At 73.2% G+C, this 12,983-nt stretch carries 11 protein-coding genes; 5 read left to right on the forward strand and 6 right to left on the reverse strand.

Annotation, left to right across the window (positions count from 1 at the left end; translation table 11 throughout):
• The first annotated feature begins 61 nt into the window (after positions 1 to 61).
• Positions 62 to 886 (forward strand): Pr6Pr family membrane protein, encoded by an 825-nt coding sequence (locus ASF89_RS14790; protein ID WP_156357460.1) that lies wholly within the window; start codon positions 62 to 64, stop codon positions 884 to 886.
• Here the strand turns inward: ASF89_RS14790 and ASF89_RS14795 are convergent.
• A complete protein-coding gene (locus ASF89_RS14795; protein ID WP_055816248.1) occupies positions 808 to 2,406 on the reverse strand; it encodes an FAD-dependent oxidoreductase in 1,599 nt (532 codons plus the stop codon). The two genes, ASF89_RS14790 and ASF89_RS14795, sit on opposite strands and share 79 nt — an antisense overlap.
• A gap of 403 nt (positions 2,407 to 2,809) precedes the next feature.
• Positions 2,810 to 3,607 (reverse strand): alpha/beta fold hydrolase, encoded by a 798-nt coding sequence (locus ASF89_RS14800; protein ID WP_055801711.1) that lies wholly within the window; start codon positions 3,605 to 3,607, stop codon positions 2,810 to 2,812.
• Positions 3,608 to 3,902: 295 nt separating this feature from the next.
• Between ASF89_RS14800 and ASF89_RS14805 the strand changes: the two genes are divergently transcribed.
• Together ASF89_RS14805 and ASF89_RS15895 are read left to right on the forward strand one after the other, a co-directional pair.
• Complete coding sequence (locus ASF89_RS14805; protein WP_055816251.1) at positions 3,903 to 4,613, forward strand: NAD(P)H-hydrate epimerase; 711 nt, start codon at positions 3,903 to 3,905, stop codon at positions 4,611 to 4,613.
• A 731-nt stretch (positions 4,614 to 5,344) separates the two neighbouring features.
• Complete coding sequence (locus tag ASF89_RS15895; protein WP_162240705.1) at positions 5,345 to 6,325, forward strand: glycyl-tRNA synthetase; 981 nt, start codon at positions 5,345 to 5,347, stop codon at positions 6,323 to 6,325.
• A gap of 282 nt (positions 6,326 to 6,607) precedes the next feature.
• Here the strand turns inward: ASF89_RS15895 and ASF89_RS14815 are convergent, their stop codons facing one another.
• The 3 genes from ASF89_RS14815 to ASF89_RS14825 form a co-directional block, all read right to left on the reverse strand.
• Complete coding sequence (locus ASF89_RS14815; RefSeq protein ID WP_055816257.1) at positions 6,608 to 8,083, reverse strand: MDR family MFS transporter; 1,476 nt, start codon at positions 8,081 to 8,083, stop codon at positions 6,608 to 6,610.
• Between the two features lie 135 nt (positions 8,084 to 8,218).
• Complete coding sequence (locus ASF89_RS14820; RefSeq protein WP_055801698.1) at positions 8,219 to 9,094, reverse strand: ABC transporter permease subunit; 876 nt, start codon at positions 9,092 to 9,094, stop codon at positions 8,219 to 8,221.
• Positions 9,091 to 10,041, reverse strand: a complete 951-nt coding sequence (locus ASF89_RS14825) for an ABC transporter ATP-binding protein (RefSeq protein ID WP_055801694.1) — start codon at positions 10,039 to 10,041, stop codon at positions 9,091 to 9,093. The genes ASF89_RS14820 and ASF89_RS14825 overlap by 4 nt, the downstream gene beginning before the upstream one ends.
• 179 nt (positions 10,042 to 10,220) lie before the next feature.
• Between ASF89_RS14825 and ASF89_RS14830 the strand changes: the two genes are divergently transcribed.
• Together ASF89_RS14830 and ASF89_RS14835 are read left to right on the forward strand one after the other, a co-directional pair.
• Positions 10,221 to 10,898, forward strand: a complete 678-nt coding sequence (locus ASF89_RS14830; protein WP_055801691.1) for a DedA family protein — start codon at positions 10,221 to 10,223, stop codon at positions 10,896 to 10,898.
• A 72-nt stretch (positions 10,899 to 10,970) separates the two neighbouring features.
• Positions 10,971 to 11,621, forward strand: a complete 651-nt coding sequence (locus tag ASF89_RS14835) for a histidine phosphatase family protein (protein ID WP_055816260.1) — start codon at positions 10,971 to 10,973, stop codon at positions 11,619 to 11,621.
• A 104-nt stretch (positions 11,622 to 11,725) separates the two neighbouring features.
• Here the strand turns inward: ASF89_RS14835 and ASF89_RS14840 are convergent, their stop codons facing one another.
• The gene (locus ASF89_RS14840; protein ID WP_055816263.1) at positions 11,726 to 12,979 is read right to left on the reverse strand and encodes an FAD-binding protein; all 1,254 of its coding nucleotides are present in this window, start codon (positions 12,977 to 12,979) and stop codon (positions 11,726 to 11,728) included.
• Between the last annotated feature and the right edge of the window lie 4 nt (positions 12,980 to 12,983).

A 12,983-nucleotide genomic window follows, 5' to 3' on the forward strand; every position in this document is an offset into this window, starting at 1 on the left:
GGCTCCGCTAGTACGCTCGGTTCTTCCGATACGACGGCCTGACCCGGGAGAGTGTGACGACGTGCGACGACTCGTGGGCGTTCTCCGGCTGCTCGCCGCCGCCGCCGGGTCATCGGCCCTCGTCTCGTACTTCGTCTACGTTCTCGGCTTCAGCACGTTCAGCACCGTGAACTACTTCAGCTACTTCACCCAGCAGAGCAACATCGCGAACGTCGTCGTGCTGACCGCGTCGGGCATCCTCATGCTGCGGGGAGTGCCCGAGCCGCGCTGGTTCGCCTCGCTGCACGCGCTCGTGACGACGTACGTGATCGTGTCGGGCCTCGTCTACGGGGTCATCGTGATCGAGTCGGCGAGTCACAACTACACGATCGGCGTCCCCTGGTCGAGCCAGGTGCTGCACTTCTATCTGTCCACGTTCGTGCTCGTCGACTGGATCTTCGCACCCGGACGCACGAGGGTCCGATGGAGCCTCGTGCTCGCGGCCCTGCCGTTCCCCGTCGTCTGGGGGCTGTTCACGATCTGGCGGGGCGCGCGGGTCGGCTGGTACCCGTACTTCTTCCTCGACCCGGCCCAGGTGCGCTGGCCCGACGAGTTCGTGCTCTACAACGGCATCGCGATCGGCACGATCATCGGGGTGACGGTGGCCCTCGTCGGGCTGAGCCATCTGCGTCCGCGGCATCGTCCGGCGGTGACGGGCGCGCCTCCTCGGACTCCCGCGATCAGGGCGGGGGCGGGGCTCTCCCCGGAGGCACGGCGAGGGTCGTCCAGGCGTCGCCGCGGTCCTCGGGACCTGGCGGTAGCCACGCGTCAGGAGCCGGGGGTCGCCGAGGGGTCGACGGTCGGCTCGCCGGACGGGGTCGGCGAGGCCGACACGAGGTCGAGGTAGGGCTCGAGCGACGCGAGGGCCGCGGTGACGGCCTCGTCGTCGTCGAGGGCCGCAGCCGCGCGACCGGCGTCGCCGCCCGTCAGCGACACCAGGATCGGCTCGCCCGTCGACGGCATGAGGTTGACGAACAGGCGATCGCTCGCGGTGTCGTCGAGCACGGCCCAGACGGTGGCCTGCGTCGACCAGAACGCCCGATCGAAGCGCAGCCAGAGGACCTCCTGGTCGCCCATCCCGAGCGACTCGATCGCCGACGAGTACGCGGCGGGCAGAGCGGGATCGAACTCGACCGCCCCTCGCTTGAGCACCCCGAGGGGCATCGTCGACACGACGCGGTCCGCCGAGAGCGACTCGCCCGTCGCGAGTCGCAGGCCGACCCCCTGATCGCCGTACTGGACGCTGACCACGGTGCTGCCGCGCAGCACGTCGAGTCCGTCCAGGAGCCCCGTGACGAACGACTCGAAGCCGCCCGTGACGAGGGTCGCATCGACGGGGAGGAGATCGTCACCGATCTGGCTCATCGCCAGGTCGCCCGCCTCGGCGCCGAACCGGGCGGGCAGGACGGTGTCGAGCAGGAACGCCACGCGCTCGGCGTCGGACACGCCCGTCGCGTCGGGCGTGCTCGAGACCCGGTCGGCGCCCGACTCGGCGAAGACCTGCCGCGCCGACGTGCCGAGGCCGCCGCCCGTGCCGTCGCCGCTGTCGACGCCGTCGGTGCCGGCAGCCCACGCGGAGGCGGTGGTCACGGCGGCCGCGAGTGCGCCGGTCAGATCGGTGGTCGTGCCGTCGGCGGTGCGGGCCGCGACCTGCGCGGTGCCGGAGCCGGGGGAGGCGGTGGAGCCGGGGGTGTCGGAGGTGTCGGTCGCGCCGCCGGCGCCGCCTGCGCCGTCGACTCGGACGGTGTCCACCCCGGCCAGGGTCAGCGCGCCGACGAGGGCGGGCGAGGCGTCGCCGAACAGCGTCGACACGCCCAGCTCGACCGGGAACGGCCACGAGTCGTCGGCGACCGTGTGGATGCGACCGCCGATGCGGTCGCGCGCCTCGACCACGACGACGTCGAAGCCGCGGTCGGCCAGGGCCCGAGCGGCGGTCGCACCGGCGATCCCCGCCCCGATGACGGCGATGCGCTCACCCTCGGCGGCGACGGCCGCGACCTGGTCGGCGACGTCGAAGCCCGAGGCCCTCGCACCGTAGACCGTTCCCGCGTGCCGGTCGGCGACGGCCTCGCCGGCGAAGAAGAGCCGATCGTCGAGCGAGCCGGCGAGCGTCAGCCGGTCGGTCACCGTCGAGCCGGTCGCCAGGTAGCTCGACGACCCTCCGGCCAGGGCGTCGTCGGCCCAGCTGCTGCGGAGGAACCCCGCCGCGGCGACACCGGCCGGCGCGGTCGGGGCCTCGGTCGGCGTCGGGGTCGGCCCGCCCGTCGACGGCGCCGGAGAGGGCGCGTCGGTCGTGCACGCGGCGAGCACGAGCACGGCGGCGCCCGAGAGCGTGCCCGTCAGGAACGCGCGACGACTGATGCCCATGCTCCCGATTCTCGCAGCCCGCGGCCCCGAGCGCGCACGCCTTCCTCGTCGGTCGACCCGCGCCTCCTCGGCTCGTTCGAGCCGGAGCTCGAGCGCGCGGGCCTTCCGGGTCGGTCGCCCTGCGTCTCCTCTGTCCGCTCGGGCCGGGGCTCGCGCGCGGGCCTTCCTCGTCGGTCGCCCGGCGTCTCCTCGGCATGCGCGGGCCGGGCTTCGATCACGCGGGCCGTCCCGGTCGGTCGACCTGCGCCTCCTCGGTCCGCGCGGGCCGGGGCTCGAGCGCGCTGGCATCCCTGGTCCGTCGACCCGCGCCTCCTCGGCTCGTTCGAGCCGGAGCTCGAGCGCGCGGGCCTTCCCGGCCGGCCGCCCTGCGTCTCCTCGGTCCGCACGGGCCGGCGCGGCGCCCTCAGGCGTCGACGGTCTCGAGGAACGTGCGGAGCAGGTCCGTCACCTGATCGACGGGCAGCAGCGACGATGCGTGGTCCTGGCCGACGAGCGAGTAGAAGACCGCGGCGGGCATGCGGCGCGCGGCCTCCTGCGATTCGCGGTGCCGGTCGACGTCGCGCGTGCCGGCGAGCAGCAGGGTCGGGACGGTCACCGAGTCGAGCTGGTCGACGGTGAGGCCGCCCCCGGTCTCGGCCGCGGTGAAGAAGGCGGCGAGCGCCTCCGGATCGTCGTGCATGAAGGCGAGACGGGTCTCCGGGTCGATCGGGCGGCCGATCGTCTCGCCCCACCGCTCGACGAAGCGGGCCATGCCACCCGTCGTCAGCGCCTCGTGCCAGTCGGGCGCGAAGGTCGCGCCGATGTTGCCGTTCATCGGAGCCCAGCTGCCCCCGACGGTCGTCAGGGTGCGGAGCAGACCCGGGGTGTGCGCGGCGATCGAGAGTCCGATGCGCGCCCCGAACGAGTAGCCGACGTAGTGAGCCGGGGCCAGCCCCGTCGCTTCGAGAACGGCCTCGATGTCGCCGCGGTGCAGGTCCATGCTGTACGAATCGGCGTCGTGCGGCTTGCCGCTCTTGCCGTGGCCGCGCATGTCGAGCGCCACGACCGTGAAGTCGCGCTGCAGGTCCCGGAGGTACCCGAGCCCGCGCCAGGTGCCGCGCGAGAGACCCGAGCCGTGCACGAGCACGAGCGGCGGGCCGTCACCGCCCACCTCGTAGGCGATCTCGGTTCCGTCGACGGGGTTGTTCGCCTGAGCACGCATCCCCTCAGTCTGGCAGCGGCCGGCGGGGGCGGGCGCCGCCTGGCCCGGTGGGTGGTGGTGGCGGGTACCGCCCGGCCCGCGGTGGGTGCAGGGGGCGGGGGCGGGTGCGGTGCAGCCCGGGGTAGGTGGCGGGTGGCGGGTGGCCGGTGGTGCGTGGTGGGTGCCAGCCAGCGGGCCACAGCGCAGAGCGGCGGATGGCCTTCGGCGGGCGGAGGGTGGTGGACTCCGAGGGTGGGGGCCGTCCTCCGCGCCGTGAGATGAGCGGCGCGGTGCCGCCCGGGCGCAGAGTGGAGTCATGACAGACGCCTGGACCGCCGCTCAGATCCGCGCCGCCGAGAAGCCGCTCCTCGACGCCGGTGAGCCGCTCATGCAGCGGGCCGCCGCAGGGCTCGCGGAGGTCGTGCGGGACCTGCTCCGCGCCTCCTCGGCCTCCCGGGGGAGTGCTGGCCGGGTGCTGCTGCTCGTCGGCAGCGGCGACAACGGCGGTGACACCCTCTACGCGGGCGCGGCGCTCGCCCGGGACCTGGTGCCGTCGGGTGGCGCCGTGACCATCGTGCCCACCGGCTCGCGCCTGCACGAGGTGGCACTCGCCGCAGCGCTCGCCGCAGGAGCGACCCTCGACGGCCCGGGGCCCTGGACCGACCCCGCCACCGCGCCGGGCCTGGTCGGCGGGTACGACGTGGTGCTCGACGGGATGGTCGGCATCGGCGCGAGCGGCGGACTGCGAGGCGACGCGGGGCGCATCGTCGAGGCGCTCGGACGCGTCGACGCCCTGGTGGTCGCCGTCGACATCCCCAGCGGTCTGCACCCCGACGACGGGACGGCCGAGCTGGTGCTCCCGGCGGACGTGACCGTCACATTCGGCGGCCGCAAGACCGGGCTGCTGCGGGGGAGCGGCCCCGACCTCGCCGGGCGCGTGGTGCTGATCGACATCGGCCTGGCCCTCGGCGACCCTCACCTCTCCACCCTCGACGCCTCCGGCGACCCCCGCTCCTCCGCGCCCTAACCCCTCGGCGACCCTCGCGCGTCGAAGCTCGCTCTTCGACTCCCTAACCCCTCGGTGACCCCCGCTCGTCCACGCCCGAGTCCTCGGTGACCGACAGCTCCGAGCCAACGACGACCTCCCCACCCCAGCTCCTCGTCTCGTCCGGTCGGCAACTCCTGCCTGCGGCTGCGCAGATGGGCGTCTGCGGGCGTGGCGTCGCCGGTTTGCAGCACCTGGCAGGAGTTAGCCGCGCCCGCGCCCGCCGCCCGCCGCGCGCCGCACGCCCTCGCCGCCCCGGAGGCGGCCGCCGCTCAGCCCGACGGTCAGTACCCTCACCAGCCTCCGTCTCCGCTACCCCCGACCTCCACTGACAACGCCCCACCGTCCCCACACACCCCCACCAACCGGCACCCCCAACGTCCGCCCCCAACGCCCTCCAACGTCCCCCCACGTCCGCCCCCAACGTCCCCCCTCCCCCCCCCATGTCCGCACACTCCCGCCGTCCGCACGTCCCCACACGCCCCTCCGTGACGGTCGGCAACTCCTGGCGGCGGGGGCCCCGGCACCTGCGGCAGTCGGGTGAGGAGCACTCCGACTGCACGCCGCAGGAGTTGCCGACGGAGAGGCCGATCGTTCCCCGTGACGTGCTGACCTCCGAGGAGATCCTCCACAGCTGGTCTTGCGACCGGTGCCTCCACAGTGCCGAGATCGGCGCGCGCGGGTGCGTCGTGTCATCGGCACGATCTGTCGGCATGACAACGATCGCTGAACTCGTCTCGTCCGCCGGCGGCCTGCTGCATAAGCACGATCTCGTGGCGCACGGAGCGACCGACCGGCACCTCACGGCGGCAGTCCGCTCGAGAAGCGTCACGAGGCCGCGTCGAGGGTGGTACTCGACCTGGGACAGGGACGACCCCCGGTACGTGGCCGTCAGTATCGGAGGGCGTCTCACCGGGGCCGCGGCCCTCGGTCAGATGGGGGCCTGGTCGTGGACGCGGCCGACGGTCACGGTCTCCGTGCCCGAGACCGCCTCTCGGCTGCGACGACGCCGCGGTGTGAGAGTGGTCTGGGACCGGGTGGAGCTCAGCGAGCGGGGGACGACCTGGTCGGTGGATCCTCGGGATGCGCTCGCTCGGGCCGTCGTCGAGGCGCGAACGCTGGAGGACGCCGTGATACTCGTCGACTGGGCCCGGCGGTCTGGTCTCCTCCACGACGATGACGACGCGGTCGAGGTGCTCTCTCGCCGACGCGCCGACGCGGCGGGCCTCGTGGCCTGGAGCGACGGAGGCGCGGAGAGCATCCTCGAGAGCGCGGCGGGAACCCGCCTGCGGCGCGCGGGTCACGTCGTTCAGCGTCAGGTGCCTGTCGGACGCACGCGGAAGATCATCGACATGGTCGTCGACGGCATCGTGGGGTTCGAGACCGACGGGCGTGAGCATCACCAGATGCGGTTCGACGAAGACCGCCTCAAGGACGCGGCGATCGCACGCTCAGGTCACGTGCCGTTCCGGGCGGGCACGAGGATGGTGCGCGACACATGGGGGCCGACGGCGGCCGCGATCGACGCGCTGATCGGCCTGGCGGGCGGGCCGAGGCGCGTGTCCGCCGGTAACTCCTGCCTGCCGCGAGTCCTCGGGCCGCGGGGCCGCAGACACTGGCGCCTCGCCGTTCCGAGGGTCAGCAGGACGCAGGAGTTGCCGACCGGGCGAACCAGGGGAGAGGCGGCCGGCTGAGAGCGCGGGGCAGGGTGCGGGTGCGGGTGCGGGTGCGGGTGCCGGGTGGCCAGGGGGGGGTGGTCCGGGGCCGGGGCCGGGCCCGGCGCGGGCCAGGCGCCGGCGCTGGCGCACCGGCGCGCGCCAGGCACCGGCGCGCGCCAGGCACCGGCGCGCGCCAGGCACCGGCGCGCGCCAGGCACCGGCGCGGGCCAGGCGCCGGCGCCGGCGGGGGCCAGGCGCCGGCGGGGGCCAGGCGCCGGCGCGGGTGCGGCGCGGGCCAGGCGCCGGCGCGGGCTGGCGCTAGTGGGCGGACACGGGCGCGGCGCCCTCGGTCACCGGCGGTCGGCGGACGAAGAACGCTCCGACGACCGCGAACACCGAGATGATCGCACCCACCAGGAACGCCGCGCGCACGCCGGCGCCGGTCGCGGCCACGTCCACCACGTCGCCCCGAGCCGCGGCGGTCGTGGCGAGCGTCATGACCGTGATGAAGACGGCGGTGCCCGCCGCGCCCGCCAGCTGCTGCACCGTTCCGACGATGGCGCTGCCGTGCGAGTAGAGGTTCGACGGCAGCGAGCCGAGGCCCGAGGTGAACAGCGGGGTGAACATGAGGGCGAGGCCGATGCTCAGCGCCACGTGGGCTCCGAGGATCATCGGGATGGGCGTCGCCTCCGACACGGTCGACATGAACCAGAGCACGGCGCTGACGAGGATCGTCCCGGGCACGAGCAGCACGGTCGGGCCGTGCTTGTCGAAGAGGCGTCCGACGACGGGCGAGAGCAGGCCCTGCACGAGACCGCCGGGCAGCAGCAGCAGGCCGGTCGCCAGCGGGTCGAGACCGTGGACGTTCTGCAGGTAGATCGGCAGGACGATGAGCGTGCCGAAGAGGGCGATCATGCCGATGCCGAGGACGGTCGCCGAGATCGTGAACGTGCGCGACGAGAAGGTGCGGAGGTCGAGCAGTGCGCGGTCCCGACGCTGCAGCGAACGCTGACGCAGCACGAAGACGACGAGCGCGACGGCGCCCACGGCGAGCGGCACCCACGCCGGCACGGCCGCCTCGGCTCCCTCGCCGATCGAGCTCAGTCCGAACACGATGCCGCCGAACGCGAAGGCCGACAGGATCACCGACAGCAGGTCGAGCGGCACCTTCTTCGGTGTGGTCACGTTCTTGACGCGGGCCGCTCCGAGCGCCAGCGCCGCCAGGGCGATGGGCAGGACGAGGATGAACATGAAGCGCCACTCGAGCACGCTGAGGATGACGCCCGAGATGGTCGGCCCGATCGCGGGGGCGACCGAGATGACGATCGAGATGTTGCCCATCGTGCGTCCGCGGGTGGCCGGCGGCACGAGGGTGAGGACCGTCGTCATGAGCAGCGGCATCATGATGGCCGTGCCCGACGCCTGGACGACCCGGCCGAGCAGCAGCACGCCGAAGCCCGGCGCGATGGCCGAGATGGCCGTGCCGAGGCTGAACAGGCTCATGGCCGTGATGAACACGGGTCGGGTGTTGAACCGCTGCAGCAGGAACCCGGTGATCGGGATCACGACGGCCATCGTCAGCATGAAGCCGGTGGTCAGCCACTGGCCGGCGGTGACGGTGATGCCGAGGTCGCGGGTCAGGCTCGGGAGGGCCACGCCCATGATCGTCTCGTTGAGGATGACGACGAACGCCGAGACGAGCAGCAGGCCGATGACGAGCTTGTTGCGCGCCGCCGTCCCGTCGTCGTCGGAGACGTGCTCGGTGGTCGTCGTCGGGGATGTCGCGCTGGTCAAATGGGGCTCCTCGAGGGTGACGGCTGGGTGTGCCTGGTGACCGAACGCACGAGACGGTCCGGTTCTTCCCGATCCGTGGGGATCGGTCGAGCCGGACCGTCGGTCGTCACGCCGAGGAGGCGCGGTGCGGGTGGATCACACGTCGCGACGCTTGACGAGGGCGAGCCCCGCCCCGAAGAGCACGACGACCCAGCCGACGAGAACGAGCAGCGCCTGCCAGGCCTCGAGGCGGATGGCCCCGTCGATCGCGGGCCCGGTCAGCATGGAGGCGCCGTCGACGACGTACTCGTAGAGACGCGAGGCCGCGGTCGGCGGGATGAACTCGTACACCGAGTACACCCAGGTGCCGGCGACGAGGCCCATGGCGATCGAGAAGAGGATCGGCACGACGAACACGAGGCCGATCGCGGCGGCGATGGCGCCGGTGCTGTTGCGGATGATCATGCCCAGACCGAACGAGATCATGGCCATGAAGGCCACCGACGCCGCGGCGCCGAGCATCGAGAGCCAGTAGCGGCCGTCGCCGAGATCGAGTTCTATGTCGACGCCGCGCAGCAGCGGGACCGCCAGCAGCGACGTGATGCCGAGGCTCACGGCCGAGACCACGAAGGTGCCGAGGGCGACGAGGATCAGCTTGGCGACGAGGGCCGGCGTACGGCGGGGCACGGCCGTGAAGGTCGAGCGGATCATGCCCGTGCCGAACTCGCCGGTGATGATCAGGGCGCCGAGGACGGCGGCGACGAGCTGGGCGAAGGCGACGCCGATGGTGGTGACCGAGGCCGCGAGCGACTGGTCCTGCTCGGGCGTCGACTGCATGCCCTCGAAGCCGGAGGCGACGCTGCTGAAGAGGGCGCCGAAGCCGATGATGAGCACCGCGATGATCGCGAAGCACCACACGGTCGAGCGGAGGCTGCGCAGCTTGATCCACTCGGAGCGCAGCACGCCGCCGAAGGTGACGCCGCTGCCGGTGGTGCGCGAGCGGGTGGAACGGGTGGGAGCGGTGGTGCTCATCGCTGGGCCCCTTCGGTGGTGACGGGCGCGTCGGTGGTGGGCGCGCCTCCTGCGTGGTAGTCGACGGAGTCCTGCGTCAGGGTCATGTAGGCGTCTTCGAGCGAGCGAACGAGCGGGGTCAGCTCGTGCAGCACGATGCCCGATGCCGCGGCGAGCTCCCCGACCCGCGCGGCGCTGACGCCGCGGAGCTCGACGAGTCCGGGCTCGAGCGCCGTGGCGGTCGCGGACCCGGGGCCGACCAGCGCGACGAGGTCGTCGGCGCGCGGGCTGCGGACGCGCACGGCGTCGCCCGAGGCCTGGGCGATGACGTCGCTGACGGGCGAGTCGGCGAGCACGCGACCCCGACCGAGCACGATCAGGTGGTCGGCGGTCTGCGCCATCTCGCTCATGAGGTGCGACGAGAGGAACACGGTGCGACCCTCGCTCGCCAGGTGGCGGGCCAGCGTGCGCACCCAGACGACGCCCTCGGGGTCGAGGCCGTTGACGGGCTCGTCGAGGATGACGGTCGCGGGGTCTCCGAGCAGGGCCGCGGCGATGCCGAGACGCTGCCCCATGCCGAGCGAGAATCCGCCGACGCGCTTCTTGGCCACCGATTCGAGACCGGTGAGGGCGATGACCTCCTTGACGCGCGACCTGCCGATGCCGTGCGTGGCGGCCATGGCGAGCAGGTGGTCGGCGGCCGACCGGCCGCGGTGCACGGCCTTCGCGTCGAGCAGCACGCCCACCTCGCGCAGGGGCGCGGCGTGATCGGCGTAGCGACGGCCGTTGACCGTGACGGTGCCCGCGGTGGGCCGGTCGAGACCGACGATCATGCGCATCGTGGTCGATTTGCCGGCGCCGTTCGGCCCGAGGAACCCGGTCACGAGACCGGGGCGGACGGTGAACGAGACGTGGTCGAGGGCGACCTTGGCGCCGTACCTCTTGGTCAAGCCCTGGGCTTCGATCATCGGTGGGGTGTCTCCTCGTGGCTGTGGGGGCCGCCAGCGGCGGCCTCGTCCCGACGTCAGCCTAGGAGCCTGTCCCTCACGGGCGGTATCCCTCCGTCGGACGAGATCGAGGGCGCCGACCTCGTCCCGCGGGAGGAGGAGGCGCGGTGTCTGCGAGCCGCGGACGCTACAGTCCTCCGGTGACCACCGCCTCCCTCCTCGCCACCGCCCTGCCCGCCGCGTCGGGCGGATTCCTGCTCTTCGACCCGGAGTCGCTGCTGCCCGCCCTCGGGCCGTGGGCCCTGGCCGGGATCTCGATCATGATCTTCATCGAGTCGGGCGTGCTGTTCCCGTTCCTTCCCGGCGACTCGCTGCTGTTCACCGCGGGGCTGCTGCACGAGGCCCTGGGGCTCCAGGTCTGGACGATCGCCCTCTGCGCCTTCGTGGCGGCATTCCTCGGCGACCAGGTCGGGTACCTGCTCGGCAACCGGTTCGGTCGACGGTGGTTCCGACCCGACGCGCGCGTCCTCAAGACCGCGCACCTCGAGAAGGCCGAGGCGTTCTTCGCCCGGTACGGCGGGGTCTCGCTGATCCTCGGTCGCTTCGTGCCGATCGTCCGCACCTACGTGCCCCTGGCCGCCGGCACGGCCGGGTACCGGTACCCGAGGTTCCTGCTCTTCAACGTCGTGGGCGCGTTCCTCTGGGCCGTCGGCATGGTGGTGCTCGGCTCGCTGCTCGGCGGGATCCCTCTCATCCGCGACCACGTCGACGTGTGGGCGATCGTGCTCGTGCTGCTCTCGGTGACGCCGGTGCTCATCACCGGGCTGCGCAGCATCCTCCGCGGCCGCCGCGCGCGTGCCGCCGCCGAGCGCCCCTGAACCCGAGCGCCCCTGAACCCGAGCGCCCCCGCCCGCAGGTCTCGTGTCGGAGGTCCCCTCTAGGGTTGACCCATGCGTCTTCTGCTCATCCGACACGGCCAGACCCCCGACAACGTCGCCGGTCGACTCGGCACCGAGGCGCCCGGCCCCGGCCTGACCGAGCTCGGTCGGGCGCAGGCCTCGGCCGTGCCCGGTGCGCTCGTCGGCGAAGACATCGGGGCGCTCTTCGTCAGCTCGCTCCGTCGCACCCACGAGACCGTCGCGCCGCTCGCGTCGGCCCTGTCGCTCGACCCGGTCGAGGTCGCGGGGTTCCGCGAGGTGATCGCCGGCGATCTCGAGGCGCGCAGCGACCCCGAGGCCGTGTCGACCTACATGGGCACGGTCGTGTCGTGGGTGACGGGCGAGCTGGACCGTCGACTGCCCGGCGGCGAAGACGGTCACGAGTTCTTCACGCGCTTCGACGAGGCCGTGGCGCAGGTGGTGGCGAGCAGGCACGAGACCGTCGCCGTCGTCAGCCACGGTGCCGCCATCCGCGGGTGGTGCGGGGCCCGGGCGGTCGGCTCGGCGCTCTTCGTCAAAGAGCACCCGCTCGAGAACACCGGCGTCGTCACGCTCGAGGGCGACCCCGAGTCGGGCTGGCGGCTGCTCTCGTGGGAGGGGCGCCCCGTCGGCGGACCCGAGCTCGACGACGACGACCTCGACCCCACGGGTGAGGCCTTCTAGCACTCGAGCGAGCTGGCACGACCGGCAGAGGGTGCGACCGGCTCTGTGACACGACCGGTCGGTGACACGACCGGGCCGGTGCGCGACCGACCGGAGCCCGCCCGTCAGCGAGCCGCGGCCAGGAGGCGCTCGAGGAACGGTCCGACGAACTTCCCACCCGGGTCGACCTCGCCGACCAGGTCCGCGAACGAGCCGAACCGCGGATACCGGGCGACGACGACCTCGGGTGCGAGCGAGCTGAGCTTGCCCCAGTGGGGCCGCGATCCGAACGGACGGAGCACCTCCTCGACCCTCTCCACCAGGCCGGCCACCTCGACGGGGTGCTTCCTCCAGGTGAACGCGATCGCCAGGCTGTCGACGGGAGTCGGGCTCAGCCAGGCGTCGTCGCCCGCGACCGCCCGGGTCTCGCAGGTGTGCAGGTGCGGCCTGAGGTCCGCGCCCAGAGCCCGCAGCGCGTGCAGTGCCGCGGCGCCGTCGTCGAGCGCGACGAAGTGCTCGCTCTGCAGCTCGGACCCGTGCGAGGGCGTCGCGTCGAGCCGGAAGTGCGGCAGCCGGTCGAGCCACGGCCCGACGCTGCCGTCCATCGGCGTGTGCGAGTCGCCCGTCACCTCGGTGTGCTCGTCGACGGGAGCCCGGGAGGCGCCCAGCAGCTCATCGGGGACGCCCACGTCGTCCGCGCCCTCGGCGACGCGGGACTTGACCAGCACCTCGCGCACCGAGTCGTCGAACTCGTGGAACAGCGAGACGCTCGTCCCGGCCGACAGCACGTCGACCAGGTGCGCGTCGACGCTCGACCACGGCAGCGTGACGTAGGTGTCCTGCCGCATGCGGTAGGTCGGCTCGACGTCGAGCGTCACGCGCACCACGACGCCGAGGGCCCCGAGGCTGACGACGCTCCCTCCGAATCCGGCCTCGCCGCGGCGGATCGTCCGGATCGTCCCGTCCGGCCCGACCACCTCGAGGGCGGCGACCGACGCGGAGAGGCTCTGCAGTCGGACCCCCGAGCCGTGCGTGCCGGTCGCGACGGCCCCGCCCACCGAGATGTGGGGCAGCGAGCCCATGTTCGCCAGGGCCAGTCCCTCGGCCTCGAGGGCTCGGGCGACGGCTCCGTAGGTCGAGCCCGAGCCGACGGTCGCCGTCCGGCGGTCGGCCGCGACGACGAGGTCCAGGGGGAGCGCCTCGGTCGAGAGGTGGACGCCGAGACCGTCCGCCACGTCGCTGAACGAGTGGCGGGTGCCGAGGGCGCGGATGCGCGCGGTGCCGGCCACCGCCTCCTGCAGGTCTGCGACGGATCGCGGGACGACGACGTCCGTGGTCGAGTACGTCAGGGTGCCCGACCAGTTCCGCGTCATCGTCATGTCG

The sequence above is a fragment of the Frigoribacterium sp. Leaf172 genome (genome assembly GCF_001424285.1).
In the GTDB taxonomy this organism is placed as follows: domain Bacteria; phylum Actinomycetota; class Actinomycetes; order Actinomycetales; family Microbacteriaceae; genus Frigoribacterium.